At 74.2% G+C, this 26,613-nt stretch carries 23 protein-coding genes; 12 read left to right on the top strand and 11 right to left on the bottom strand.

Features of this window, described 5'->3' with window-relative positions:
• Positions 1–45 precede the first annotated feature (45 nt).
• Positions 46–1,125, top strand: a complete 1,080-nt coding sequence (locus tag ESG85_RS13300; RefSeq protein WP_128978823.1) for an enoyl-CoA hydratase/isomerase family protein — start codon at positions 46–48, stop codon at positions 1,123–1,125.
• A 191-nt stretch (positions 1,126–1,316) separates the two neighbouring features.
• Here ESG85_RS13300 and ESG85_RS13295 read toward each other — a convergent pair whose 3' ends face one another.
• Positions 1,317–2,111 carry a VOC family protein gene (locus ESG85_RS13295; protein WP_128978821.1) on the bottom strand — a complete coding sequence of 265 codons (795 nt, stop codon included), beginning with the start codon at positions 2,109–2,111 and terminating at the stop codon, positions 1,317–1,319.
• A 168-nt stretch (positions 2,112–2,279) separates the two neighbouring features.
• Here ESG85_RS13295 and ESG85_RS13290 point away from each other — a divergent pair, with 168 nt between their 5' ends.
• Complete coding sequence (locus ESG85_RS13290) at positions 2,280–3,197, top strand: glutaminase (RefSeq protein WP_128978819.1); 918 nt, start codon at positions 2,280–2,282, stop codon at positions 3,195–3,197.
• Positions 3,198–3,302: 105 nt separating this feature from the next.
• Here the strand turns inward: ESG85_RS13290 and ESG85_RS13285 are convergent, their stop codons facing one another.
• The 5 genes from ESG85_RS13285 to ESG85_RS13265 all read right to left on the bottom strand — a co-directional run bounded on the left by ESG85_RS13285 (position 3,303) and on the right by ESG85_RS13265 (position 9,163).
• Complete coding sequence (locus ESG85_RS13285) at positions 3,303–3,950, bottom strand: maltokinase N-terminal cap-like domain-containing protein (RefSeq protein ID WP_128978817.1); 648 nt, start codon at positions 3,948–3,950, stop codon at positions 3,303–3,305.
• A gap of 79 nt (positions 3,951–4,029) precedes the next feature.
• On the bottom strand, positions 4,030–5,475 hold the full coding sequence (locus ESG85_RS13280) for a GH1 family beta-glucosidase (RefSeq protein ID WP_128978815.1): 1,446 nt from the start codon (positions 5,473–5,475) through the stop codon (positions 4,030–4,032).
• Between the two features lie 188 nt (positions 5,476–5,663).
• On the bottom strand, positions 5,664–6,518 hold the full coding sequence (locus ESG85_RS13275) for a carbohydrate ABC transporter permease (RefSeq protein WP_128978813.1): 855 nt from the start codon (positions 6,516–6,518) through the stop codon (positions 5,664–5,666).
• Positions 6,519–6,522: 4 nt separating this feature from the next.
• Positions 6,523–7,545, bottom strand: a complete 1,023-nt coding sequence (locus ESG85_RS13270; RefSeq protein ID WP_128978811.1) for a carbohydrate ABC transporter permease — start codon at positions 7,543–7,545, stop codon at positions 6,523–6,525.
• 268 nt (positions 7,546–7,813) lie between these two features.
• Complete coding sequence (locus ESG85_RS13265) at positions 7,814–9,163, bottom strand: ABC transporter substrate-binding protein (protein ID WP_128978809.1); 1,350 nt, start codon at positions 9,161–9,163, stop codon at positions 7,814–7,816.
• Between the two features lie 287 nt (positions 9,164–9,450).
• On the opposite strand from ESG85_RS13265, the gene ESG85_RS13260 reads away from it, so the two are divergent.
• A complete protein-coding gene (locus ESG85_RS13260; RefSeq protein WP_128978807.1) occupies positions 9,451–10,488 on the top strand; it encodes a LacI family DNA-binding transcriptional regulator in 1,038 nt (345 codons plus the stop codon).
• A gap of 175 nt (positions 10,489–10,663) precedes the next feature.
• On the opposite strand, the gene ESG85_RS13255 is transcribed toward ESG85_RS13260, so the two are convergent.
• A complete protein-coding gene (locus ESG85_RS13255) occupies positions 10,664–11,593 on the bottom strand; it encodes a poly-gamma-glutamate hydrolase family protein (protein WP_128978805.1) in 930 nt (309 codons plus the stop codon).
• Between the two features lie 178 nt (positions 11,594–11,771).
• Between ESG85_RS13255 and ESG85_RS13250 the strand changes: the two genes are divergently transcribed.
• The gene (locus ESG85_RS13250; RefSeq protein WP_128978803.1) at positions 11,772–12,323 is read left to right on the top strand and encodes a 3'-5' exonuclease; all 552 of its coding nucleotides are present in this window, start codon (positions 11,772–11,774) and stop codon (positions 12,321–12,323) included.
• 112 nt (positions 12,324–12,435) lie between these two features.
• Here the strand turns inward: ESG85_RS13250 and xylA are convergent, their stop codons facing one another.
• A complete protein-coding gene (gene xylA / locus ESG85_RS13245; protein WP_128978801.1) occupies positions 12,436–13,608 on the bottom strand; it encodes a xylose isomerase in 1,173 nt (390 codons plus the stop codon).
• A 107-nt stretch (positions 13,609–13,715) separates the two neighbouring features.
• Between xylA and ESG85_RS13240 the strand changes: the two genes are divergently transcribed.
• On the top strand, positions 13,716–15,221 hold the full coding sequence (locus tag ESG85_RS13240; protein WP_128978799.1) for an FGGY family carbohydrate kinase: 1,506 nt from the start codon (positions 13,716–13,718) through the stop codon (positions 15,219–15,221).
• A 187-nt stretch (positions 15,222–15,408) separates the two neighbouring features.
• On the opposite strand, the gene ESG85_RS13235 is transcribed toward ESG85_RS13240, so the two are convergent.
• Entirely contained in the window at positions 15,409–15,882 is a 474-nt protein-coding gene (locus ESG85_RS13235; RefSeq protein WP_128978797.1) for a MarR family winged helix-turn-helix transcriptional regulator, read from the bottom strand.
• A gap of 199 nt (positions 15,883–16,081) precedes the next feature.
• Between ESG85_RS13235 and ESG85_RS13230 the strand changes: the two genes are divergently transcribed.
• The 6 genes from ESG85_RS13230 to pcaDC all read left to right on the top strand — a co-directional run bounded on the left by ESG85_RS13230 (position 16,082) and on the right by pcaDC (position 21,546).
• The gene (locus ESG85_RS13230) at positions 16,082–16,834 is read left to right on the top strand and encodes a CoA transferase subunit A (protein ID WP_128978853.1); all 753 of its coding nucleotides are present in this window, start codon (positions 16,082–16,084) and stop codon (positions 16,832–16,834) included.
• Complete coding sequence (locus ESG85_RS13225; RefSeq protein WP_128978795.1) at positions 16,831–17,469, top strand: CoA transferase subunit B; 639 nt, start codon at positions 16,831–16,833, stop codon at positions 17,467–17,469. Before ESG85_RS13230 ends, ESG85_RS13225 begins: the two co-directional genes overlap by 4 nt.
• 123 nt (positions 17,470–17,592) lie before the next feature.
• A complete protein-coding gene (gene pcaH / locus ESG85_RS13220; RefSeq protein ID WP_128978851.1) occupies positions 17,593–18,327 on the top strand; it encodes a protocatechuate 3,4-dioxygenase subunit beta in 735 nt (244 codons plus the stop codon).
• Positions 18,328–18,332: 5 nt separating this feature from the next.
• Positions 18,333–18,902 carry a protocatechuate 3,4-dioxygenase subunit alpha gene (gene pcaG / locus ESG85_RS13215; RefSeq protein WP_128978793.1) on the top strand — a complete coding sequence of 190 codons (570 nt, stop codon included), beginning with the start codon at positions 18,333–18,335 and terminating at the stop codon, positions 18,900–18,902.
• A 26-nt stretch (positions 18,903–18,928) separates the two neighbouring features.
• Positions 18,929–20,359, top strand: a complete 1,431-nt coding sequence (gene pcaB, locus ESG85_RS13210) for a 3-carboxy-cis,cis-muconate cycloisomerase (RefSeq protein WP_128978849.1) — start codon at positions 18,929–18,931, stop codon at positions 20,357–20,359.
• The gene (gene pcaDC / locus ESG85_RS13205; RefSeq protein WP_128978790.1) at positions 20,356–21,546 is read left to right on the top strand and encodes a bifunctional 3-oxoadipate enol-lactonase/4-carboxymuconolactone decarboxylase PcaDC; all 1,191 of its coding nucleotides are present in this window, start codon (positions 20,356–20,358) and stop codon (positions 21,544–21,546) included. The genes pcaB and pcaDC overlap by 4 nt, the downstream gene beginning before the upstream one ends.
• 56 nt (positions 21,547–21,602) lie before the next feature.
• Here pcaDC and ESG85_RS13200 read toward each other — a convergent pair whose 3' ends face one another.
• Positions 21,603–22,964, bottom strand: a complete 1,362-nt coding sequence (locus tag ESG85_RS13200) for a lipase family protein (protein ID WP_128978788.1) — start codon at positions 22,962–22,964, stop codon at positions 21,603–21,605.
• Positions 22,965–23,157: 193 nt separating this feature from the next.
• Here ESG85_RS13200 and ESG85_RS13195 point away from each other — a divergent pair, with 193 nt between their 5' ends.
• Positions 23,158–24,426, top strand: coding sequence for a PucR family transcriptional regulator (locus ESG85_RS13195; RefSeq protein ID WP_246094984.1), 1,269 nt, complete (start codon positions 23,158–23,160; stop codon positions 24,424–24,426).
• A 238-nt stretch (positions 24,427–24,664) separates the two neighbouring features.
• On the opposite strand, the gene ESG85_RS13190 is transcribed toward ESG85_RS13195, so the two are convergent.
• Positions 24,665–26,497 carry an IclR family transcriptional regulator domain-containing protein gene (locus ESG85_RS13190; protein WP_128978786.1) on the bottom strand — a complete coding sequence of 611 codons (1,833 nt, stop codon included), beginning with the start codon at positions 26,495–26,497 and terminating at the stop codon, positions 24,665–24,667.
• Positions 26,498–26,613 lie beyond the last annotated feature (116 nt).

Genomic DNA, 26,613 nt, shown 5'->3' with positions numbered 1-26,613 from the left:
CGGTGGACGGAAGATCGTTTCGGCCCGCCGGAAGGACACACACGCATGTCGGTACCCGCCGGCCTCACCGAACCCGAGGTCCTCGTCCACACCGAGGGCCGCGCGGGCTTCGTCACCCTCAACCGGCCGCGCGCCATCAACGCGCTCACGCACGCCATGGTGCGGCGGATCGACGAGGCGCTCACGGCCTGGGAGGACGACCCGGCCGTGACGACCGTGGTCATCCGCGGCGCGGGGGAACGGGGACTCTGCGCGGGCGGCGACATCCGGGCCATCCACGCGGACGCCCTCGCGGGCGGCACCGCGACCGCCGGGTTCTGGCGCGACGAGTACCGGCTCAACGCCCGCATCGCCCGCTTCCCCAAGCCCTACGTGGCGTTCATGGACGGCATCGTCATGGGCGGCGGCGTCGGCGTCTCCGGCCACGGCTCGGTCCGCGTCGTCACCGAGCGCTCCCGGATCGCCATGCCCGAGACCGGCATCGGCTTCGTCCCCGACGTCGGCGGCACCTGGCTGCTCGGCCGCGCCCCCGGCGAACTCGGCACCCACCTCGCCCTCACCGGCACCCAGGCCCGGGCCGCCGACGCGCTCCTGACCGGTCTCGCCGACCACTACGTGCCCGCGGCCGACCTGCCCGCGCTCGCCGACGAGCTCACCCGCCTCCCGGCGGCCGAGGCCGTCGCCCTGTTCACCCGGCCGGCACCGGCCGGCGAGCTCGCGGACCGGCGCGACTGGATCGACGACTGCTACCGGGCCGACACCGTCGAGGAGATCGTCCGGCGGCTCACTGACTCCGGGATCCCCGAGGCCAAGGAGACCGCCGACGTCCTGCTCACCCGCTCGCCCACGGCCCTCAAGGCCACTCTCGCCGCCCTCCGCCGCGCCCGGACGCTGGACTCCCTCGAATCGGCCCTCGGCACCGAGTTCCGGCTGTCCTGCGCGGCCCTGCGCTCGCCCGACCTGGTCGAGGGCATCCGCGCCCAGGTCGTCGACAAGGACCGCAACCCGCGCTGGACCCCGCCGACCCTCGCCGAGGTGACCGAGACCGCCACCGAGTCCTGGTTCGCCCCGCTCCCCGAAGGCGAGGAACTGGGCCTCACGCCGCCCGGCCACCGGAACCGCTGACGCGCACCCGGGCACTCACGTCCGGGTCGAACATCAGCCGATGCAAGGGCTCTGTCCTACGGAGCGCCCCGGTGTTCCGCGCCCGGGCGACCCTGCGCCCGGCACCCCGCGACCGGCGCCCACCACGCGCCCGGACGCCGCGCCCGGGCATCCCCACGCCCCAGTGCCCCGCCCGCCGGTGCCCCTCGCCCTCAGCCCTCCGCCTCCCCGTCCAGCGTGAACAGCCCGCCCTGCGGGTCACGGACGGTCGCGCAGCGCGCGCCCGCGTGAGGCCAGCCGTCGTCGGCCTCCGGGATCACGGCGCCGCCGTGGTCGAGCACGGCCGCGGTCGCCCGCTCCAGATCGGGCACCCGGAAGTGGACCAGCCAGCGCGGGCGCCGCTGCGGCTGGTCCGACGCCGCCTCCACCGGACCGCTGTTCAGCCGGGCCACCGCCTCGCCGTGGGTGCGCAGCACCACCTGCTCGTCCTCGTACGCCACCTCGAAGCGGTCCGCGTCGCCGTCGACCCACTGCAGCACCCCGCCGTAGAACAGCGCGGCGTCGAACGCGTTGCGCGTGTGCAGCTCCAGCCAGGCCGGCGCGTGGTGCTCGCCGAGCCGCCAGCGGGAGGAGATCCGCCCCTCCCACACCCCGAACGCCGCGCCCTCCAGATCGGTGGCGAGCGCCGCCCGGCCGCGCGGCGGGAAGGCCACCGGACCCACGCCGACCGTGCCGCCGCGCTCCCGGATGCGCGCCACCGCCGCGTCCGCGTCGGCGACCGCGAAGAACACCGTCCAGGACACCGGGAGGCCCATGCCGGCGGCGTCCTCGCCGATCCCTCCCACCGGCATCCCGTCCCGCTCGCCGACGGAGAATCCCCGGCCCAGCGGCCCGCGCCGGAACGTCCAGCCGAGCACCGCCCCGTAGAACGCCTCGGCGGCGTCGAGATCGCGCGCCGCCAGACTCAGCCAGCAGGGCGCTCCCGGCTCATCCGCGGTCAACGGCACCCGGCTCACCTCACTCCTGTTCGTCCCCCAGGCCACCCTCACCCGGACGCACCGGCTCCGCCACTCGTCCGGCCGCCGACCGGCCCCCTCCGCCGCACACCGGCGGCCCGGCGCCGGGAGGGGGGGGTGCCGACGGCGCCGGGTGACCGCCCGGCGCATGATGTGCGCATGCTGTTGACGTTCGAACCCGTCCTCGACCGGATCGCCGAGGAGATCGCCGACCTCACGGAACGCGGACGACCCGCCGACTACATCCCCGCACTCGCCTCCGGCGACCCCCAGGACTTCGGCATGGCCGTCGCCGAGCTCGACGGCACGGTGTACGGCGTGGGGGACTGGCAGCGGCCCTTCTCCACCCAGTCCGTCACCAAGGTCTTCACGCTCGCCCTGGCCCTGGCCCGCAAGGGCGAACCGCTGTGGGACCACGTGGGCCGCGAGCCGTCCGGCAACCCGTTCAACTCGCTCGTCCAGCTGGAGTACGAGAACGGCATCCCCCGCAACCCCTTCATCAACGCCGGCGCCCTCGTCGTCACCGACCAGCTCCACCGCATGACCGGCGACGCCTCCGGCGTCCTGCTCGACTTCCTGCGCGCCGAGAGTGGCAACCAGGACCTCGACTTCGACCGCGACGTCGCCGCGTCCGAGACCGCGCACGGCGACCGCAACGCCGCCCTCGCCCACTTCATGGCCTCGTACGACAACATCGCCAACCCCGTGCCGACACTGCTGCGCGAGTACTTCCGCCAGTGCTCCGTCGAGGCCTCCTGCGCCGATCTCGCCCGCGCCACCGGCTTCCTCGCCCGCCACGGCATCCGCGCCGACGGCTCCCGGCTGCTCACCCGCAGCCAGGCCAAACAGGTCAACGCGGTGATGCTCACCTGCGGCACCTACGACGCCGCCGGCGACTTCGCGTACCGGGTCGGGCTGCCCGGCAAGAGCGGAGTCGGCGGCGCCATCATCGCCGTCGTCCCGGGCCGCTGCACGCTGTGCGTGTGGAGCCCCGGCCTCGACGAGCGCGGCAACTCGGTCGCGGGCGTCACCGCCCTCGACCGGTTCACCACGATCACCGGCCTGTCCGTGTTCTGACGGGACCCGCACGAGATCCGGCCGCCCGGCGGGCCGCCCGGCGGCCGGACCGCGCCCGCCTCCTCGCCGACGCGGCGGGCGGGACGCCCCCGCCGGCCCCTCGCCTCAGGCCGCGTCGAACACCAGGACGTACGCCCCGCGCCGCTCCTCGCCGTCCGGGAGGCGCCAGCCGGTGATCACGTGGCCGCGCGAGCCCGTGGCCTTCGGGTCGAGCACCCGCGCCAGCCTCAGCAGGACCGGCGCGTCCGCGCCCAGCCGCAGGTCCGTGCCGTAGGCGCCGTCCTCCACGATCGGCGCGGCGGACGTGTCGAACGCGCCCGTCCCGTCGTAGGACGCCTCGACGGTCGGGTCCGGCGTGTCCGACACGCTCTGCGCCTGCGGCACCGCCCCGCCCTGCAGCAGGGCCGTCAACTCCGCCACCAGCACCGGGTCGTGAGCGCCGTCGTAGACCCACCGGGTTCCGAGCACGCCGTGCTCCGACGTGCCGATGAGCGCGTCCTCGGCGCCCTCCAGCGGCGCGGCCCGGTAGGTCATCGGCACCAGGTAGGCGTGGACCTCCTCGCCCGACGTGTCGGCGACCACCGCGAACTCGATGCCCACCTCGCCCGCCGGGTCGTCGAGCCGGAATCCACCCGCCTTCTCCAGCGCCGGCACCGCGCCCTCGCCGCCCCGGTACCAGGGGCGGCCCGGCAGCCAGTCCGCGAGGAGCTCCAGTTTGGTCGGCGTCATCGTGGTCCTGTGGATAACTGACATTGCCTCGCACTTCCGTCGTCGCGGTACGGCTCCCGGGCGCGCGGACCCGCCCAGGAACCGTACCTCCACGGACGGACGCTCAGCCCTCGGACCCCGGCGCGTGCAGCTCACCCGACCTGGCGACCCGCGCGTACCACCGGGCACTCGACTTCGGTGTGCGCCGCAGCGTCGCGTAGTCCACGTGGACCGCGCCGAACCGCTTCGCATAGCCGTACGCCCACTCGAAGTTGTCGAGCAGCGACCACAGGAAATAGCCCCGCACCACCGCGCCCGCCTCCACCGCCCGGTGCAGCGCCTCCAGATGGGCGTGGACGTACGCGGCCCGCTCCGGGTCGTGCACCGCACCGTCCGCGCCGACCACGTCCTCGTACGCCGCGCCGTTCTCGCTCACCACCAGCGGCAGTTCCGGGTACCGGGCCGAGATCCGGGTCAGCAACTCCTCGAGGCCCGACGGGTCGACCGGCCATCCCATCGCCGTCCGCGCCCCGTCCGCCTGGTGGAAGGCGACGTCGTCCGCGCCCGGCCACGGCGAGAACGCGCTGTTGCCGTGCCCGTCGTCCTGCGGCTTCGGCTCGCCGTCCGCGACCCGCGACACCACCGTCGGCGTGTAGTAGTTGATGCCCAGCCAGTCCAGCGGCTGCCCGGCCGTCGCCTCGTCGCCGGCCCGTACGAAACCCCAGTCCGTCAGGTGCGCCGTGTCCGCGAACAGCTCCCGCGGATAGCGGCCGTCCAGCATCGGCCCCAGCCAGACCTCGTTGCCGACGGTGTCGATCCGCCGCGCCGCCTCCCGGTCCTCCGCCGACGGCGTCAGCGGACGCACCTCGTGGAGGTTGAGCGACACCGCCAGCTGCGCCCCCGCCGGAAGCGTCGACCGCAGCGCCTGCACCGCGAGCCCGTGTCCCAGGTTCAGGTGGTGCGCGGCGCGCAGGGCCGCCACCGGATCGGTACGGCCCGGGGCGTGCACCCCCGAGCCGTAGCCGAGGAACGCGCTGCACCAGGGCTCGTTGAGCGTCGTCCAGCGGCTCACCCGGTCGCCCAGCGCGTCGGCCATCAGCCCGGCGTACGCGGCGAACCGCTCCGCCGTCGCCCGCTCCGGCCAGCCTCCCGCGTCCTCCAGCTCCTGAGGCAGGTCCCAGTGGTAGAGCGTGAGCGCCGGCTCGATCCCGGCCGCCAGCAGCTCGTCGACGAGCCGCCGGTAGAAGTCGAGCCCCTTCTGCACCACCGGGCCCCGCCCGGTCGGCTGGACCCGCGACCAGGACACCGAGAACCGGTAGGCGTTGAGCCCCAGCTCCGACATCAGCCGGACGTCCTCGCGGAACCGGTGGTAGTGGTCGACGGCGACGTCGCCCGTGTGCCCTTCGAAGACCTTTCCCGGCGTGTGCGAGAAGGTGTCCCAGATGGACGGGGTACGGCCGTCCTCGGCCGCCGCCCCCTCGATCTGGTACGCGGCGGTGGCGGCGCCCCACAGGAAGCCGGACGGGAATCGGCGGACGGCGGTCAGCGGCCGGGTTTCGGACGCGGTCATAGAGAGAGCTCCCCACGCAGAGACGGGTGGTGACCGACGCACCCCGGAGCGCCGGAAGGCACGGCGGCGGTACGACGTCGGTACGGCGGTGGAACGGCGGTCGTGCGACCGTGGGTACGGCGGTGGAACGGCGGTCGTACGACCGTGGGTACGGCGGTGGTACGGAGTAAGGAATCGGCGTCCGGTCGTCAGCTCTTGACCGCACCGGCGGTGATCCCGCCGACGATGTGCTTGCCGAGCAGCGCGAAGACCAGCAGCAACGGCACCGTGGAGATCAGCGCGCCGGTCAGCACCACGGCCTGGTCCACGCTGTGGTTGCCCGCGCCGAGCCCGGCGAGCGCCACCTGGAGGGTCGGGTTGCCGTCCGGGGTGAGCGCGATGAACGGCCAGAAGAAGTCGTTCCACGCCTGGACGAAGACCAGCATCCCGAGGACGGCCATCGCCGGGCGCGCGACCGGGAAGACGACGTGCCAGACGATGCGCAGCGAGTGGGCGCCGTCCATCCGGGCCGCCTCGATCAGCTCCACGGGCAGCGCCTCGATCAGGTACTGGCGCATGAAGAACACGCCGAAGGCGGCCACCAGGGACGGCAGCACCACGGACTGGAGCTGGTCGACCCAGCCCAGGTCGGTGATGATCCGGTACAGCGGGATCACGCTCAGCTGCGGAGGGATGGTCATCGTCGCCACCACGAGGGTCAGCAGGGCGCCGCGCCCCTTGAACGGCAGCTTGGCGAAGGCGAAGCCGGCGAGCGTCGAGAACAGCACCGTGGACAGGGCGACGAGAGAGGCCACCACGGTCGTGTTGACCAGCGCCTCGCCCATGTCGACCTGGTTCCAGGCGAAGGACAGGTTGTCGAGGAGGCGCGGCCCCGGCAGCAGCGGCGCGGGCGCCGTGACGACCCGCTCGCCGGTGTGCGAGGCGGCCACGAGGTTCCAGTACAGCGGGAAGAGCGAGACCAGCGCGGCGAGGCCGAGCAGGACGTAGGTCAGCGGCCCGGCATGGTGCTGCCGGCCGGCGGTCTGCCGGAAACGGGTGCGCACGGGATCAGCCCTCCTGCTTCTTGCGGTTCGCGCGGGAGACCAGCGTCTGCGCGCCGCCGACGAGCAGCAGGAGCAGCATCACCCAGGCGATGGCGGAGGCCTGGCCGAGGGCACCGGTGACCCAGCCCTTCTCGTACATCAGCAGGCTGAGCGTCTGGAACTGGTTGCCGCTGCCGCCGGAGATGCCGACGCTGCCGCCGTAGAGCATCGGCTCGCCGAACAGCTGGGTCGCGCCGATGGTCGAGACGATGATCGTGAACAGGATCGTCGGACGGATGGAGGGGATGGTCACGCTGAGGAACTGGCGCCAGCGGGACGCCCCGTCGAGGGCTGCCGCCTCGTACAGGTCCTGCGGCACCGCCTGCATCGCGGCCAGGTAGATGAGTGCGTTGTAGCCGGTCCACCGCCAGGTCACGATCACCGAAATCGCGATCTGCGCGGGCCACTTGGACGACTCCCAGTCGACCGGGTCGAAACCGACCAGGCCGAGCGCCGAGTTGATCAGTCCGTAGTCCGTGTTGAACAGCTGGGCGAAGACCAGGGTCGCCGCCGCGATCGAGGTCGCGTACGGGGCGAGGACGGCGACCCGGAAGAAACCCCGGCCGCGCAGTCTGTAGTTGAGGAGATGGGCGAGGCCGAGCGCCATGAGCAGCTGCGGCACGGTGGAGATCACGCCGATGGTGAAGGTGTTGACGAGCGCGTTCCGGAAGAACTCGCTGTCGGCGAGGCCGGTGTAGTTCTCCAGGCCCCGCCACTCGGGCTCGCCGCCGAGCTCCACGCGGTGGAGCGAGAGCCAGCCGGTGTAGAGCAGCGGGAAGAGACCGAAGGCCGCGAAGGTGAGGAAGAAGGGGGCGATGAACGCGTACGGCGTCGCCTTCAGGTCCCAGCGGTAGAGCCGGCGGCGCAGGGCGGACGCGCCGCTGTCCGGGCGGCGGTCGCCGGGACGGCGGGAACGGGCGGACGGCGCGTCGGGCGGCGGATCGGGCGACGGCGAGCCGCCGTTCCTCGCCCGTACGGAGGTGGCCACGGGGGCGTCCTTCCGGGTCGGTGCGTACGGGGTTCGGGCGTACGGGGTTCGGGCGTACGGGAGGGGCGTACGGAGGGATGGGGGAACGGTGGTGAGGCGGGAAGCGCTGGGGCGGGGCCGGCCCGGGACCGGCGGGCGGGCCGAGGCCCTGCGGGCGGTCCGGGACCGGCGGGCGGCCGGGTCCCGTGGCCGGCCCGGGACCGGCGGGCGGGTCGGGTCCCGCGGGTGGGCCGGGGTCCTGCGGGCGGCCGGGCCCCGGCGCCTCCCGCTACTGGTCGATCTTGTCGTCGACCAGCTTCCTGACGTTCTCCCAGGCCTTCGCCGGGTCGGTGCCGCGCTGCTCGATGTCGAGGATGCCGTTGTCGGTGAGGAAGGTCTTCACCTGACCGTCCCAGCGGCTGATGGGCGCGGGCCTGATCTGGGCAGCCGCGGCCGCGTAGATCTCGCCGACCGGGGTGTCGCCGAAGTACGGCAGCTTCGCGCCGACCACCGCCGCGGAGGAGAGGGTGTCCTTGGTGGACGGGATGTTGCCGTTGACCGCGAACACCTTGGCGTGCTGGGCCGGGGCGGTCAGCCAGGCGGCCAGCTCCGCGGCCTCCTTGGCGTGCTTGCCGGACTTGGGCACGGCGAGGAAGGAGCCGCCCCAGTTGCCGGCGACGGGCGGCGCGGCGATGTCCCACTTGCCCTGGTTGGCGCTGCCGGCCTGGTCCTTGATGATGCCGGTCATCCAGCTGGGGCAGGCGACGGTGGCGAACTTCGCGTTCTTGAAGGCGGCGTTCCAGGTGCCCTTCTCGTCGAACTGGCGCAGCTTGGCGGTGATGCCGCTCCGTGCCGCCGCGACGGCGGTGTCCCAGGCCTTCTTCACGCCCGGGCTGGTTTCCCAGGCCAGCTCGCCCTGGGAGTTCGCGTACTGCTGGGGGTCGCTGTTGACGACGGCGTTGAAGAGGCCGCTCGCGGAGTCGTGGAAGAAGGTGCCGGAGGGCGCGTTCTTCTGGTAGTTCCGGCCGGTCTCCAGGAACTTGTCCCAGTCGCCGGCCCACAGCCGGCCGACCTCGGTGCGGTCGGTGGGCAGCTTGGCCTTGGCGAAGAGCTCCTTGTTGTAGCAGATGGCCATCGGGCCGATGTCGGTGCCGAGGCCGATCACCTTGCCGGAGGCCGTGGTGGCCTGCTTGACCTTCCAGTCGAGGAAGGCGCCGACGTCCGCGCCCCCGGTCTTGGACAGGTCCACCCACTTGTCGGCCATGGCGGGGCCGGTCGCCTCGGCGATGTAGCCCACCTCGATGGCCTGGATGTCGGCGAGGCCGCTGTTGCGGGAGAGGCGGAGCTTGAGGGTGTCCCAGTACTTCTGGCCGTCGGCGACGTTCGACTCGACGATCTTGATGTTCGGATGGGTCTTCTCGTACTCGGCGTAGAGCTTGGCGCCGGTCTTGTCGTCGTAGCCGAAGGAACCGAAGGTTCCGACCCGCAGCGTGATCGTGCCGCCGTCGGCGGAGTCCCCGCCGTCCCCGCCGTCGCCGCAGCCGGTGAGCAGGGCCGTGCCGGCGGTCAGGGCCGCGACCGCCGCGAGCGCGGTTCGGCGGGCCCGGCCGGGGGCCGGTCTGCTGCTGGTAGTGCGCATGCCACTCTCCTCGTCCAAAAGGTGGTGCCTGCCCGTACGGATCATGGGAGCGCTCCCACGCCGTTCGTTGCCGGAAGGTTCCTGCCTTGCGGGGGGAAGTGTCAAGACGTGGGCGCGAATTGGCCCGGAGTCGGTGTGCCGCTAGAGTGGGAGCGCTCCCATGATCGGGCGGACTCACCACGCGAGTGGCGTTCGGTGCCGTCGGCCGCGAGGGCGGGAGCGGTGGCCTATCTTGACGTGATCGCCGCACGGCAGGGGGCGACGCCGCACGAGGGGAGTACGAGCGCGTGAGCGGACGGCACAGTGGCAGGCCCACGCTGGAACAGGTCGCGGCCCGGGCCGGGGTCGGCCGGGGCACCGTGTCCCGGGTCATCAACGGCTCGCCCCGGGTGAGCGAACAGGCCCGCGAGGCCGTGGAACGGGCCATCGAGGAGCTCGGCTACGTGCCCAACCAGGCCGCCCGCACCCTGGCGGGCAGCCGCACCGACGCCGTGGCCCTCGTCATCCCCGAGACCGAGGCGCGGCTCTTCGCCGAGCCGTACTTCCTCGACATCATCCGCGGGATCAGCGCCGAACTCGGCGAGTCCGACAAGCAGCTGCTGCTCACCCTGGTCCGCAGCGAGCGCGAGCGCGCCCGCTTCGAGCAGTACCTCGCCGCGCAGCGGGTGGACGGCGTGCTGCTCGCCTCCGTGCACGCCGACGACCCGCTGCCCGAACGGGTCCGCGAACTCGGCCTGCCCGTCGTCCTCAACGGCCGGCGCACCGCCGACGAGCCGGCCGCCTACGTCGACTCCGACAACGCGGGCGCCGGGCGCGCCGCCGTCGCCCACCTCGCCGGGCGCGGGCGCCGCCGCATCGCGACCATCACCGGCCCGCTCGACATGTACGTGGCCCGGGCCCGCCTCGACGGCTACCGGGAGGGCGTCGCCGCGGCGGGGCTCGGCGTCGACGAACTCCTCGTCGGCACCGGTGACTTCACCGAGGAGGGCGGCCGGCGTGCCATGCGCGAGCTGCTCGACCGCGCCCCGGACCTGGACGCCGTCTTCGCCGCCTCCGACGTCATGGCCGCCGGCGCCCGCGGCGTGCTGCGGGAGGCCGGCCGCCGTGTGCCGGAGGACGTCGCCCTGGTCGGCGTCGACGACTCCGCCGTGGCCCGCCTGATGGATCCGCCGCTGACCAGCGTCCGCCAGCCCATCGAGGAGATGGGCCGCACGATGGCCCGGATGCTGCTCCGGGAGCTGGCCGGGGCGGGGGAGGCGACGGCGGACGTGCGGGACGCGCACCAGGTGCTGCCGACCGAGCTGGTGGTGCGGGACTCGTCCTGACCGGGGGGCCCGGGGCGGGGCGCTTCTTCCGGATCGGGGCGGACCCGGTCCGGGATCGGGGGGCGGACCCGGTCCGGGATCGGGGGGCGGGCCCGGTTCGGGATCGGGGGCGGACCTGGCCGGGATCCGGGGCGGACCGGTCCGGGATCCGGAAGAGGCAGTCTCGAGACCGGTGTCAGGAGGGGAGGTTGGGGTCGGGGTCGTTGGGCTTCTGGAGGTAGAAGGGGTCCTTGCCCATCTCGTGGTTTACGATCGCCCGGCGGACGTTCTTCACGACGCCGTTCCAGTACAGGTCCGCCTTGGGGCTGTCCGAGCTCGGCACACCGGCCGTGCTGCGGCGCGCGGCGCCGGTCGAGAAGTCGCCGAACATCGCCTCGCGCAGGGGCGTGGATATCTCCAGCTGGGCGCCGGCGCCGGTACGGGTGCGGTTGACGATGTTGCGGGCGTCGTCACCGTTGATGGGGTCGCCAGGGGCCGCGACGACCACGTCGACGACCAGGGAGTACGCGAAACCGGAGGCGGTGAAGGCCTCGTACAGGTTGCGCTTGAGCCGCTCGTCGCGTCCGCCGATGATGATCTTCTTCGCCGTGTGGGAGAAGCCGTGGAGCGACACGGCGTACAGGTTGCCGGCGCAGACGGCGACGGCCGCCGGGTCGTTGCAGTGGGTCGACGTGACGTGCTGGGTGGACGAGTTCGCCAGGGCCTCGAACATCCAGAAGTCGCGCTGCGGCTCGCCCGGTTCCGCCGCGGCCGACGGGTCGGTGTCGTAGTCGAAGGGCCGGTAGCCGGCGACGGCCATGCACAGCTCGCTGGTGCCCGCCTCGATGCCGCCGCCGTGCGGCGCGAGGATCGCGGTGCTGTTGAGGGGCACGCTCGTGTGGCGGCCGTTGTCCGTGACCGCGCCGCCGCCGATGCGGAAGCGGCGCATCCAGTCGACGCCCTCCTTGTCGGCCTTCAGGGTGTACAGCTCCATGGTGGAGCTGTAGGTGTCGGTCGCGGCGGCGGCGGGCGTCGCGCCGTTGCCGACGACGGCGTCGAGGGTGGGCAGACCGGCGGCCACGGCTGCCATGGAAGCGAGGACGGTGCGTCTGCTGGTGTGGGTCATGAGGGTGATCCTGCATCATGCGAACCCGCCCTGACCAGGGCGGACAGGGGTGGTCGACCGGCCCGCGGCCGACGGGGTCTCCGCTCGGCCCGCGGGCCGGCGAGGGGAAGTCGTTACCCGGCGAGGGGGAGTCGTTATACGGATGCCCCACCCCCTCCGTCTCTCCTACGCTGCCGCCATGGACAGCGGACCCGCCCTTGTGAACGTCGTCGACGTGGAGGCCACCTGCTGGGACGGGCAGCCCCCGGCCGGCGCGGTGAGCGAGATCATCGAGATCGGCCTCACCGTCGTCGACCTCGCCGCCCGCCGCCGGGTCTCGCGTCACGGGATCCTGGTGCGGCCGGCCCGCTCGGAGGTGAGCGCCTTCTGCACCGAGCTGACCGGACTGACGCCCGCCCAGGTCGCGGGCGGCGTCACCTTCGCCGAGGCGTGCCGGATCCTCACCGACGAGCACGACGCCCGCACCCGCCCCTGGGCGAGCTGGGGCGACTACGACCGCAAGCAGTTCGACCGGCAGTGCCGGGCCACCGGGACGCCCTACCCGTTCGGGCGCCCCGCCGAGCACGGCCACACCAACGCGAAGGCGGTCTTCACCGAGGCGTACGGGCTGCGCAAGCGCCCGGGCATGGCGGGCGCCCTGGAGAGCGCGGGCCTCCCGCTGGAGGGCCGCCATCACCGCGGCGAGGACGACGCCTGGAACATCGCCGCCCTCGTCCTCGACCTCGCGTAGCGGAAGACCTGGCCGACGGCGGACGAGAGTCACCACGACCGCTGACCGGCACGTCGGACGTGCTCGTGCGGGCCGCGCGAGCGGGAGTGCCGGCCGGCACTCCCGCGCTGCGTCAGCGCCGTACGCCGAGCAGGTGTTCCAGGGCCAGCTGGTCGAGCCGCTCGAAGGCCATCGAGCGCTCCGCCGCCGCCGTCGCGTCGAAGTCCTCGTACGCGCCACGGTCGGCCAGCAGGCCCGCGAGACGGTCCGGCGCCGTCGGCCGGGCGAGCTCGTCGAGGCGGGAGGCGGTGAGGGCCGCCGTCACCTCGGGGTCGGCGCGGAAGGCCGCGGCGCGCTCCTTGAGGATCAGATAGTTGCGCATGCAGTTCTTCGCCGACTCCCACACCCCGTCGGCGCCGTCCGTGCGCACGGGCTTGAAGTCGAAGTGCCGCGGGCCCTCGTAACCGGCCGTCTCCAGCAGGTCGACCAGCCAGAACGCCTGGCGCAGATCGCCGGCGCCGAACCGGAAGTCCTGGTCGTACTTGATCCCGGACTGGCCGTTGAGGTCGATGTGGAACAGCTTGCCCGCCCACAGCGCCTGCGCGATGCCGTGCGGGAAGTTGAGCCCGGCCATCTGCTCGTGCCCGGTCTCCGGGTTGACGCCCACGAGCTCCGGCCGCTCCAGGCGCTCGATGAACGCGAGGGCGTGCCCGATCGTGGGCAGCAGGATGTCGCCGCGCGGCTCGTTCGGCTTCGGCTCGATCGCGAAGCGCAGGTCGTAGCCCTGCTCGGTGACGTACTGGCCGAGCAGGTCGAAGGCCTCCTTCATCCGGTCGAGCGCGAGCCGCACGTCCTTCGCCGCACCCGACTCCGCGCCCTCGCGCCCGCCCCAGGCGACGTACACGGAGGCGCCGAGCTCGACCGCGAGGTCGATGTTGCGGATCGTCTTGCGCAGGGCGAAGCGGCGCACGTCGCGGTCGTTGGCCGTGAACGCGCCGTCCTTGAAGACGGGATGCGTGAAGAGGTTGGTGGTGGCCATCGGCACCGTCAGACCGGTGCGGTCGAGCGCGGCGCGGAAGCGCTTGACCGCCGCCTCGCGCTCGGTTTCCTCCGCTCCGAACGGAATCAGGTCGTCGTCGTGGAAGGTCACGCCGTACGCGCCGAGGGCGGCGAGCCGCTCCACGGACTCGACCGGGTCGAGCGGCGGCCGGGTGGCGTCACCGAAGGGGTCGCGGCCCTGCCAGCCGACGGTCCACAGGCCGAAGGTGAAGCGGTCGTCGGGGGTGGGGAGGAGGTGGTGCGGCATGTCCGGCTCCTTCGCGAGGCTGGCCGCCAGATTTGTTTTCTGAGATAACTAATACCCTCAGGGCAGTCCGGGCGCCAGTGCCCGCCCACGGAAAGCGAGGTCCGCCCATGCCGGAGCGCCCGGTGGTCATCGGCGTCGACAGCTCCACCCAGTCCACCAAGGCCGCCGTCGTGGACGCGGAGCGAGGCACCCTGCTCGCCCTCGGCCGCGCGCCCCACACCGTCACCGGCGAAGGCGGCGCGCGCGAGACCGACCCCGAGCAGTGGTGGTCCGCGCTCGTCGCGGCCGTCGCCGACGGCCTCGGCCGGGCCGCCGTGCCGGCCGCCGCCGTCACCGGCATCGCCGTGGCCGGCCAGCAGCACGGCCTGGTCACGCTCGACACCGCAGGCCGGCCGCTGCGACCCGCGCTGCTCTGGAACGACACGCGCTCCGCGCCCCAGGCCGCCGCCCTCACCGAGGCGCTCGACGGCCCCGCCGCCTGGCTCGCCCGCACCGGCTCCGCGCCCGTCGCCGCCGTGACCGCCGCCAAGTGGCAGTGGCTCCGCGAGTCCGAACCGGCCGTCGCCGACCGCACCGCCGCCGTCCGCCTCCCGCACGACTTCCTCACCGAACGGCTCTGCGCCGCCGCCGTCACCGACCCCGGCGACGCCTCCGGCACCTGCTGGTACGACACCGGGCGCGCCGCGTACGACCCCGCGCTGCTCGATCTCCTCGGCCTCGACCCCGCCCTGCTCCCGGCCGTCGCCCCCACGGCCGCCACCCGTGCCGGCGGCCTCACCCGCGCGGCCGCCGAGGCCCTCGGCCTGCCGCCCGGCATCGCCGTCGCCGCGGGAACCGGTGACAACATGGCCGCCGCGGTCGGCCTCGGACTCGGCGGCACCGGAGGAGGGGCCGGTGGTCGCACCGGAGGAGGGGCCGGTGGCGGCACGGGGGGAGGCGGCGGCCTCCTCGACCACCCGGTCGTCAGCCTCGGCACCTCGGGCACCGTCTTCGCCGCCACCCGCACCCGTCCCGCCAGCCCCGGGATCGCCGGCTTCGCCGCCGCCGCCGACGGCGGCTACCTGCCGCTCGCCTGCACCCTCAACTGCACGCTCGCCGTCGACCGGATCGCCGCGCTCCTCGGGCTCGACCGCGAGGCCGCCGAACCCGGCGACGGCCTCGTCCTCCTCCCGTACCTGGACGGCGAACGGACGCCCGACCTGCCGCTCGCCGCGGGTCTCCTCACCGGCCTGCGGCACAGCACGACACCCGGCGCACTGCTCGGCGCAGCCTATGACGGTGCCGTCTTCACCGTGCTCCGCGCGCTCGACGAACTCCTCGCCGCCTGCGGACTCGACCCGGCCGACCCCGCCGTACGCGGCCGTCCGCTGCGTCTCGTCGGCGGCGGTGCCCGCGGCCGCACGTGGACCGAGACCGTGCGGCGGCTCTCGGGCCGGCCGCTCGTGATCCCGGCCGCGACCGAACTCGTCGCCCTCGGCGCCGATCCGGTCGCGCTCGCCACCGCCTGGGGCACGGGCGCGGGCCGGGAACTCGCGCCGGTCGAGCGCGACGAGGAGACCTGGCAGCGCATCGCCGACGTCCTCGCCCGCGCGACCCCGGCCCTCCTCACCTGACCGAGGGGCCGGTCTGCCGGCCCGGCCGCAGTGCCGAGCCTCCCCGGGCCGGGCGCCCCCGGTCCTTCGGTCGGCTCGCCCGGGCTCCCTCGCCGGACCGAGCCGGGCCCTCCCGGCCCGGCTCGCCCCGCCGCCCCCTCGCTTGCCTGCTCCAGGCCCGCCCGCCGGGGCGGGAATCGTCAGTGCATCAACGGTTTTCGTCGGCGTGCGGCAGGGGCTCCGCCGGGTGGCGGAGCTGCTCCGCCGCGTCCGACACCCGCCGGAGCAGAGTCAGGAAGACGGCCTGCTCCTCCGCGGAGAGCGGGGCCAGGAAGACCTGGTTCATCCGCGCCGTGCGCACCGTCAGCTTCCGGTGCACGCGCACGCCTTCCGGAGTGAGGTGCAGCAGGAAGCGGCGCCCGTCCGCGGGATCGCGCACCTTGTCCAGGAGTCCTCGGCGGATCAGCCGGCCCACCACCTCGGCGATCGTCGAGCGGTCCAGGGCGACCCGATCGCCGACGGTCCGCTGGTCGAGACCGGGCTCGGAGGTCAGCGCGTTGAGGACGCCGAACTGGGGGGAGGTGATCTCCTCCGAGACCATCGTCGTCCACAGCAGGTGGTGCGCCTGCTGCAGCCGCCGGGCCAGATGCCCGGGATGCGTGGCCAGATCGACCGCGGCCATGAGCGCCTCCTCCTGCGAGTCCGCGAACGTCGTCGCTTCTCCATGTCGCCGGTCCACGAACGATACCCGTTGACGCCGGGGTGAGGTCCTGCCAGCATGACACAGATAGTCAGTGCACTGATTAATTTCTGGAACGCATGGGCCGGTCCCGAGCCGACCCGTGCGCTGACCCATGCCGACGGAAACGAAGGGCTATCCCATGGACAAGGTGGTCGCCACCGCCGCGCAGGCGGTGGCGGACGTCCCGGACGGAGCGTCGCTCGCGGTGGGCGGCTTCGGCCTGAGCGGCGTGCCGAACGCCCTCATCCGGGCCGTCCACGAACGCGGTGCCGGCGGTCTGAGCGTCGTCTCCAACAACTGCGGCGCCATGGACACCGGACTCGCCGTGCTCCTCGCCGCCGGCCGCATCGCCCGCGTCACCGGCTCGTACATCGGCGCGAACAAGGAGTTCGCCCGCCAGTACCTCGCCGGCGAACTGGAGGTCGAGCTGATCCCGCAGGGCACCCTCGCCGAACGCCTGCGCGCCGGCGGCTGCGGCATCCCCGCCTTCTACACCCCCGCCGGAGTCGGCACCCTCGTCGCCGACGGCGGCATGCCCTGGCGCTACGACGGACAGGGCGGCGTCGCCCTCGCCTCCCCGCCCAAGGAGGTACGCGACTTCGGCGGCGTCCCGCACGTCCTGGAGCACGCCATCCGCACCGACTACGCCCTCGTCCGCGCCGCCAGGGGCGATCGCCACGGCAACCTCGTCTTCCACGCCTCCGCCCGCAACTTCAACCCCCTGGCCGCCATGGCCGGCCGGATCACCGTCGCGGAGGTCGAGGAACTCGTCGAACCCGGCGCCCTCGACCCCGACCACGTCCACCTGCCCGGCGTCTTCGTCCAGCGCGTCGTCGCCCTCAGCCCCGATCAGGCCGCCGACAAGGCCATAGAGAAGAGGACCACACGATGAGCCGGACCCGCGAGGAGACGGCCGCCCGCGCCGCCCTCGAACTCCGCGACGGGCAGTACGTCAACCTCGGCATCGGCCTGCCCACGCTCATCCCCAACCACCTCCCCGAGGGCGTCGAGGTCGTCCTCGAATCCGAGAACGGCATCCTCGGCACCGGCCCCTACCCGACCGAGGCCGAGGTCGACCCCGACCTCATCAACGCCGGCAAGGAGACCGTCACCGTCCTGCCCGGCGCCTCCTACTTCGACTCCGCCCTCTCCTTCGGCATGATCCGCGGCGGCCACATCGACGTCGCCGTCCTCGGCGCCATGCAGGTCTCCGCCCGCGGCGACCTCGCCAACTGGGCCGTCCCCGGCCACCTGGTCACCGGCATCGGCGGCGCCATGGACCTCGTCCACGGCGCCCGCACCGTCATCGTCGTCATGAGCCACACCGCCAAGGACGGGACCCCGAAGATCGTCGAGGAGTGCGACCTGCCGCTCACCGGCCGCGCCTGCGTCGACCGCGTCGTCACCGACCTCGCCGTCCTGGACGTCACACCGGACGGCCTCGTCCTGGTCGAGACGGCACCGGGCGTGACGGCCGAGGAGGTCGTCGCACGGACGGCGGCGCCCCTGCTCGTACCGGAACCCTGAGCCGGCCCCCGCACCGGACCCGGCGACCGGCCGCCACCTGCCCCGGCGCCCTCCGCGTCCCTCCCTCCCCGACCCGCTGGAGCTCTCGTGAACGACCTCACGCAGGACCACATCGACACCGAGATGGCCGCCCTCCAGAGCGCCCACGACTCCGCTCTGGCCGCCGGCGCCCCGCCCCGCCACCACCCCGCACGCGACTACGCCCCCTACCGCAGCTCCCTGCTCCGGCACCCCCGCCGGCCACTCGTCGCCGTCGGCGGAGACCCGGAGACCGTCGAACTCGCCGGGCCGGTCTTCGGCGTCACCGACGTCACCGAGCACGACAACGACCTCACCCGGATGCACACCGGCGACCCCCTCGGCGAACGGATCACCGTCTCCGGCCGGCTCCTCGACCGGGCCGGCCGGCCCGTACGAGGCCAGCTGATCGAGATCTGGCAGGCCAACGCCTCCGGCCGGTACGCCCACCTGAAGGACCGCCACCCGGCCCCGCTCGACCCCCATTTCACCGGCGTCGGACGCACCTTGACGGACGATCAGGGCCGCTACTCCTTCACCACGATCAAGCCCGGCGCCTACCCCTGGCGCAACCACGCCAACGCCTGGCGCCCGGCCCACATCCACTTCTCCGTCTTCGGCACCGCGTTCACGCAGCGGCTCGTCACCCAGATGTACTTCCCCGGCGACCCGCTCCTCGCCCACGACCCCATCATCCGCTCGGTCACCGACGCGGCCGCCCGCGACCGGCTCGTCGCACGCTACGAACACGACCTGTCCCAGGCGGAGTTCTCCCTCGGATACGCCTGGGACATCGTCCTCGACGGACCGTCCGCCACCTGGACCGAGGAAGGACGCTGACCACCATGGAGCCCACACCCCTCCTGCCGCCCACCCCGTCCCACACCGTCGGACCGTTCTACGGCTACGCGCTGCCGTTCCCCGGAGGCGAGCGCATCGCACCCGACGGACACCCCGAGCGCCTCACCCTCCACGGGCACGTCCTCGACGGCGCAGGCGCCCCCGTCCCCGACGCCCTGCTCGAGTTCTGGCAGGCCGCCCCCGACGGATCCCTGGCCGGCGCGCCCGGATCACTGCGCCGGGACCCCGTCACCGGCGGCCATCTCGGCCGCGACGGCACCGTCTTCACCGGCTTCGGCCGGGTGGCCACCGACGCCGACGGTCACTACGCGCTGCACACCCTGCCACCCGGAAACCCCGGCGCACCGCACATCAGCGTCTGCGTGTTCGCCCGCGGGCTGCTCCACCACCTCTACACCCGCGCCTACCTCGCCGACGGCCCGGACCCGCTGCTCGACCGGCTCCCCGCGGACCGGCGCGCCACCCTGATCGCCGCCGAAGAGCCGTACCGCACCCACCGCTTCGACATACGGCTCCAGGGCGCGGGCGAGACGGTGTTCCTGGAGTTCCCGTGACCGACCACCCCACGCCGGCCGCCCCGATGCCGCCCGACCCCCACCCCGGGCCCGGCCCCAGTCCCGACCCCGACGCCGGTCTCCTGGATCCCGTACGGGCGGGCTCGCCCGCCGAGGCCGCCACCGGTGACCCGGCCTTCCTCCAGGCGCTCCTGGACGCCGAGGCCGCGCTCACCCGCGCCCAGGCCGCCGCCGGCACCGCCCCCGAGGCGGCGGCCCGTGCCGTGACCGAGGCGGCCGACGCGGCCCGCTTCGACGTCCGCTCGCTCGCGCTGCGGGCGCGCGCCGGCGGCAACCCGGTCATCCCGCTGGTCGCGGACCTCACCGCGGCCGTGGGGGAGTGGGGCCCCCACGTGCACCAGGGCGCGACCAGCCAGGACCTCCTGGACACCGCCGCCATGCTGGTGGCCGCCCGCACCCTCGGCCCGGTGCTCGACGACCTGACCCGTACGGAACGGGCACTCGGCTCCCTCGCCGCCGCGCACCGGGACACCCCGATGCCCGCCCGCACCCTCACCCAGCACGCCGTTCCCACCACCTTCGGACTGAAGGCGGCCGGCTGGCGCTCGCTCGTCCTGGACGCACGGGACCGGATCACGGTGGTCCGGGACCGTCTGCCCGCCCAACTCGGCGGCGCGGCCGGGACCTTGGCCGCCTTCGCCGGACCCGGCGCCGAGCTGGGCGCGGACGACGGTGCCGTGGTCGGCGCGGGTGCGGGCGCGCCTGCGGGTGCGGGTCCCGAGGGTGCGGCTGCTCTCCCGGCCGCCTTCGCCCGGGAACTCGGGCTCGCCGTCCCGCTCCTGCCCTGGCACGTCCTGCGCACCCCCGTCGCCGACCTCGCGGGCGTCCTCGCCCTCACGGCCGGAGCGCTCGGCAAGATCGCGCTCGACGTCCTGGTCCTCTCCCGCACCGAGATCGCCGAGGTCGCCGAGGGCACGGGCGGCGGGTCCTCCGCCATGCCCCACAAGGCGAACCCGGTGCGCGCCACGCTCGTCGCCTCCGCCGCACGGCGTGCCCCGCACCTCGCCGCGAGCCTCTACGGCTGCCTGGCCGCCGAGGACGAACGGCCCGCCGGAGCCTGGCACGCGGAGTGGGAGCCGCTGCGCGACTTGCTGCGGCTCGTCGGCGGCGCGGCCCACCACACGGCCGCCCTCGCCGAAGGACTCCGCGTCGATCCGGCCGCCATGCGGGCCCACCTGCACGCCACCGGCGGGCTGATCGTCGCCGAGCGGCTCTCCGTGGCGTTCACGCCCCTGCTCGGCCGGTCACGCGCCCGTGCGCTGATCGCCGAACTCGCCGCCCGCAGCAGGGCCGAAGGCCGTCCGCTCGCCGAACTCCTCGCCGACCGGCCGGAACTGGCCGGTACGGATCCCGTCACCCTCGCCTCCCTCACCGACCCGGCCCGTGCCACCGGCTGCGCCGGCATCCTCACCGACCAAGCGCTGGAGCGACGTTGACCCCTCGCGCCCCTCGAACCGCCCACACCCTCCATCACCTCGCCGAGGGCCCCCACACCGCGCCCGCCCTGCTCCTCGGCCCCTCCCTCGGCACGTCGACGGCCCTGTGGGACACCGTGGCCCCCGAGCTGTCGGCCACCCACCGGGTCGTCCGCTGGGACCTGCCCGGGCACGGCGGTTCGCCCGCCGGTCTCATCGGGCCGGGAGCGACCGTGGCCGACCTGGCCCGACTGGTGCTCGACCTCGCCGACGGCCTGGGCCTCGACCGCTTCTCGTACGCCGGGGTCTCGCTCGGCGGCGCCGTCGGGCTCCATCTGGCGGTGCACCACCCGGAGCGGATCGACCGTCTCGCCGTCCTCTGCTCGTCCGCGCACTTCGGCGGCTCCGCGCCCTGGGAGGAGCGGGCGGCGACCGTGCGGCGCGAAGGACTGGCGCGGCTCGCCGAGACGGCCGGCGCCCGCTGGTTCACCCCGGGGTTCAGCATGCCGTGCCTGGTGGCCGACCACCGGGCCGCCGACCCGGGGGCGTACGCCGCCTGCTGCGACGCGCTGGCCGCGTTCGACCTGAGGGACCGGCTCGCCGGCATCACCGCGCCGACGCTGCTCGTCGCCGGCCGCGAGGATCCGGCGACCCCGCCCGTCCACCTGCGGGAGATCGCCGACGCCGTTCCCGGCGCCGCCCTGACCGAACTCCCCGGCGCCTCCCACCTCGCCCCCGCCGAACAGCCGGAGGCCGTCCTCGCCGCCCTGCGCGCCCACTTCACCGGAGCTTCCGCCCGGAGCGGAACGAGGGTGCGCCGCCAGGTCCTCGGCGACGCCCACGTGGACCGGGCGCAGGCCCGGCAGACCCCGCTCACCGCCCGCTTCCAGGACTTCGTCTCCCGCTACGCGTGGGGCGAGATCTGGACCGATCCCACCCTGTCCCGGCGCGAGCGCAGCCTGATCACCCTCACCGCCCTCGTCGCCCACGGCCATCACGACGAACTGGCGATGCACCTGCGCGCCGCCCGCCGGAACGGCCTGTCCGACGACGAGATCGCCGCGGCGCTGCTGCAGACGGCGGTCTACTGCGGAGTCCCGGCGGCCAACGCGGCCTTCGCCGTGGCCCAGCGGGTCCTGGAAGAGGAGCACGTGGAGGAGGACACGGGCCCGGGCCCGTCGGGCGGTCCAGGTCCGCACGTGCCGTAAGGGCGGCGGCGCGGCCCCCTGTTCCGCGCCGCCACCCTGCCCGGTGCCGAGCCCGGTCAGGTCGCCGGCGTCGGCTTCTCCGGCGCCAGTGAGTTGCCCGCGGGGATGCGGCCGCAGTCGGACGGCGCCGGGCGGCCCGCGAACCGGTCGTCGAGCCAGCCCAGCGCGGTGGGCGCCCAGACCAGGGGTGCGCCGAAGTGGCTGAGCAGGTTGTACTGGTCGTAGGCGATGGCGGGGTTGCCGGTGGCGCAGTACTGCCGGGCGAGCGCGCGCACGTCTCCCGCGACCATGACGCCGTCGCCCGTGCCGATGCCCGGTCGGTTGCCGAACGTCCCTTCCAGGAAGCCGGCGTTGCCCTGGGTGATGAGGCCGGGGACGGTCGGGGTGGGGGCGGAGCCGAGGTTCAGCTTGTTGACCGCCTCGACGAACTCGGGCACCGAGTTCGGGTCGGCGTAGGCGGGCTTCGCCATCTTCTTCCAGGTCAGGCCGGGGTAGTGGCCGAGGGCGTCGAGGATGGATCCGCGCTCCAGCCGGCCGTACACCTTCAGACCGTAGTCGCTCATGTACTTCCTGAGGTCGATGTCGTACGACCGCGAGACGCCGATGAGGGCCATCGGGATGACGCCGGACCAGGTGAGGGAGCCGTCCACGTACTTCAGGTTGTGGGCCGGGGCGACGAGCAGGCCGCCCTCGGCGAAGCCGACGAGCCTGCTGTTGACGTCGGGGGCGTACCGCGGCGCGAGTGCGGCGGCCCAGCCGGTTGCGATCGCGCCGCCGGAGTAGCCCATGAGCCCGAAGCGCGTCCCGGAGTCCATGCCCGTCTGCGGGGAGCGCGTCGCGGCGCGGATCGAGTCCAGTGTGTTCGTGCCGTACTCGGGTCCCGCGGCGAAGTCGGCCCGCTGCCCCTCGGTGTCCGGGATGACGACGTCGTACCCCTTGGCGAGGAGCGGGGCGATGAACAGGGCCTCGACGTTCGGGATGAGACCGCCGAGGGTCACGTTCCCGGCGATCGCACGGGAGGGGCCGTCCTCGGGGTCGAGGGAGTCGTAGAACGACTGGTACGACACCGCCCTGGACCCGTCCCCGACGAGGCTGCGCACGACGGTGGTCACGTTGGCGGAGGGCCGGCCCTGGGCGTCGGTGGTGCGGTAGAGCAGCTGGATCGCCGTCACCGGCGTCGGAATGCCGACGACGTGGTACTTCAGCGTCCGGGTCTTCAGCACGCTGCCCGGCGCGTACGCGGACAGCGGAGTGCCGCCGTCGTACGCGTAGAACGGGTCACCGGCCGACGCCGACGCCGACGCCGGTGACGGCGCCGGGGCGGGGGTCGCGGTCTGCGCGGCGACGGCCGCCGGAGCCGCGGTCAGGGACGCCGTGACGACGACGGCCACGGCGATCGACCGGACGGGCTTGGACATGACTGACTCCCTTGATTCCCGGCAGGGGATGGATGCGGACCGCTCGGCGTGTTACCAACCAGTAGCGGGACCCGCAGACCATCATGGACGGCCGGGGAGACCGCGTCTCCGGTGCGCACGACAGAGAATCGCGAGGTGGATTGTGACGCTGTCCAACGGGGGGAACGGCGGCCCGGTGCCGCGGATCGGAGGCATGCCCGTCCATCGGCGGCTGCTGGCCGGCGCCCGGGACCTGGAGTCGGCGGTGCTGCTCCGCCTGCTCGAACAGGTGCCGGCCTACCGGACGCTGCCCTCGGAGCAGTTGCGCGGGGAGATCCTCAAGCAGGTGGCGCGCGGCATCGCGGCCTTCGCCGGGATGCTGCGCACCGGCGAGCCGCTGGGCGAGGACGAGCAGGCCGCCATCCGGGAGTCGGCGGCCCGGCGCGCCGACGAAGGCGTGCCCATAGAGTCCGTCGTCGGCGCCTACCACGTCGGCGCCGAGGAGTGCGCCGCCCGGGTCCTCTCCACCGCCGAACCGATGGACCACGCCGACGTGCTGCTCGTCCAGCACCGTCTGCTCGGCTTCCTGCGGCAGGTGAGCAGCGCGGTCGCCGCCGGATACGTCGAGGAGCGGCAGTCGGCCCTCGGCGACGAACAGGTCGCTCTGCAGTCCCTGCTGTCCCGGCTCCTCGAAGGCGGCAGCCCGCAGGCGGCCGCCGACCGCGCCGGCGTCCAATTGCCGCCCAGCTACCTGGTCCTGAGCGTCGCCATGGGACCCCACCCGGACGAGCTGCTGCCCGGGGTGAACCGGCCGGTCGTGGTGCGCCGCAAACTCCGGCGGCTGCGCAACGAGCTCCAACGGCACACCACCGGCGTGCCGTTGTCCGTGCTCTCCGGCGACGGCGGTCTGGTGCTGATCCCGTACGGGACGCCGGCCGCCGACTTCGGTGAGGCCGACCGCGAGCGACTCGCCTGGCTGGTCGGACAGTTCGGCCGGATGTGCGGCGCCGAGCTGCTCGTGGCGGCGACGGCCGCCCCGCCGGAGGGCGTCACGGAGGCGGCCAGGCTCGCCGGCGAGATACGCGAGGCGGCCGAGTCCTCGGGCCGCCCTCCCGGCCTCTACCTCCTCGACGACGTGCTGCTCGCCTACCAGCTGAGCCGCCCCGGCCCGGCCCGGGACCGGCTCGCCGCGCTGCTCGGACCGCTGGACGACCGCCCCGAACTCCTCGACACCCTGCGGACGTTCCTCGCCTGCGGTCTCGACCGGCGCCTGGCGGCCACCCGTCTCCAGGTCCACCGCAACACGGTGGACTACCGCCTGCGCAAGGCGGCGGACCTCACCGGACTCGACGCGGCCCGGGGCGCGGACCTGCTCACGCTGCAGGCCGCACTCGCGGCCCACGACGCCCGGCGCAGGGACGCGTTCGCCTCCGGACAACCCCTGGCCCGCCCGTCACGCCCGAGCGCGCCCGTCGCACAGTGATCGGCCGGGCGGCTCGGCGTGCCGGGCGGTCCGGTACGCCTGGCGGGTCGGGCACACCGGGCGCTTCGGTACGCCAGGCAGGTCTGGTGTACCCGGCCGGCCGGCCGTGGGACGCGCCGGGGACCCATAGGGGACACGCCGGACCCGCAAGGGACACGCTGGACAGGCAAAGAGCACGCCGGACCCGCAAGGGACACGCCGGCGGTCCGCCGGCCACGCGCGGGGGCGCCGGACGCCTTCAGGACGCCGGCACGCGGGTGAAGCGCTCCGTCACGTGGAGGTCCGCCTCGATGGCGGTGATCGTGGCGGCCAGCTCCGGCAGGACCTCGTGCACGCACTCCTCGGCGGACCTGCGGCTCGCGTGGAGGGCCACGTTGACGGCGGCGACGGCCCGGCCCGCGCGGTCGCGGACCGGCATCGCGATCGACCGCAGGCCCTCCTCCAGCTCCTCGTCGACCAGTGCGTACCCCTCGTGCCCGACGCGCTCGAGCAGCGAGTCGAGCTCGGCGCGGTCCGTCACCGTGCGAGGCGTGAAGGCGTGCGGTGCGGAGGCGTCGAGGCGGGCCGCGCGCTCGCCGGCCGGCAGATCGGCGAGCAGGACGCGGCCCATGGACGTCGCGTACGCGGGGAAACGGGTGCCGATGGTGATGTGGACGTTCATGATGCGGCTGGTCTCGACCCGGCCGGTGTACTGCACCTCGCCGCCGACGAGCACGGCCAGCGAGGTGGACTCGCGCACCCGCTCGGCCAGGTCCGCGAGGTGCGGCTGGGCGATCCGGGTGAGCGTGGTGCGGGACAGCGGCGCGAAGCCCAGGGACAGGACCCGGGGTGTGAGGCGGAAATCCCGGCCGTCCACCGCCACCAGGCCGAGGTGTTCGAGGGTGATCAGCGCCCGCCGTGCGGTGGCCCGGGCGAGGCCCGTGGCCTCGGCGACCGCCGTCAGCGGCAGCGCCGGCCGGCCCTCGCCGAACGCGGTGAGCACCGTGAGCCCGCGCGCCAGCGACTCCACGAACCCGCGGCCCAGCTCCTGCTTCGACGCGCCGGTCCACGCCGCCAGGCCGTCGCTTCCGGATCCTGCCGGGCTCGCGGCGTCCGGCGCCGCGCCGCGCCGCGCTGTCGTCGGTCGCCGATGCTCCGCATCGCCTCCCTCCTCCGCCGAGCGATCCACGGCACCGGACGCCGCTCGCTGATCGGGCCCGATCCGAAAGAAGCGGCCCGGCCCGCTCGGCCCGGCCGCGGGCGCCTCCCGCAGCCCCCGCTCCATCGCGGCGGCGGCCGTGCGCAACCGGGGCAGCAGCGCCTCGCGCAGCGAGGCGGCGTCGTGCCGGCTGGTGTGGCTCACGGCGCTCAGCGCGCACACGATCCGCCCGTCATCGCCGCGCACCGGCACGGCGAGCGCCACGAGTCCGGCCTCGACCAGCTGGTCGTCGGCGGCCCAGCCGCGCGCCCCCGCCTCCGCGGCCCGCTCCTCGAAGTCCACGGCGCCCACCGCACCGACCGTGCTCGCGGCGCCCGCCGCGCCCGGCGGAGCGGCGGGAAAGCGCCGGCCCTGAGGATCGGCGGCCCGCCGCTCGCGCCACGCCGTCCACGCGTCCGCGTCCCACTCGGAGGCGAACAGGGCGCCCGGCGCGGTCCGTTCGGCGGGCAGCAGATCGCCGATGCGGAAGCTCACCGACATCGCCCGGCGCCGGGTCGCCTGGTGGACGAAGCGGATCCCGTCCCCGTCGGGGACGGCGAGCGAGACCGACTCGTCCAGCGCGTCGGCGAGCGCGTCGGCCCGTCCGCCGAGCAGGCCGGGCAGCCGTACGGAGGCCAGGTAGGCGTTGCCGAGTTCGAGCAGGCGCGGCGCGAGCAGCACGTCGCGCCCCTCGATCCGTACGTATCCCATGCGCGCCAGCGTCCCGGTGACGCGGTCCACCGTGGACCGGGCGAGGCCGGTGGCGCGTTCGAGCTCGCCGACCGCCATCCGGCCGCCGGCGTCGGTGAGCCGGCGCAGCACGCCGACCCCGCGCAGCAGGGGCGTCACCGCTTCCGGCGGCGCTCCGGCGTTCGTGTCTTCGGTGGATGGCATGGGCTCTCCGTCATGGATCTCCGGTCCACGGTAGTGAACACGGCGCGGGCGGGGCGCGGCACCCCGTTGACAGGGAAACCCGTCCGCCACCAGACTCCCAGCATAGTGAAGTTCTC

Source organism: Streptomyces roseicoloratus (genome assembly GCF_004117935.1).
Lineage (GTDB): Bacteria > Actinomycetota > Actinomycetes > Streptomycetales > Streptomycetaceae > Streptomyces > Streptomyces roseicoloratus.
The sequence above is the reverse complement of the archived record's forward strand: the minus strand, read 5'-3'. Positions and strand labels throughout refer to the sequence as shown.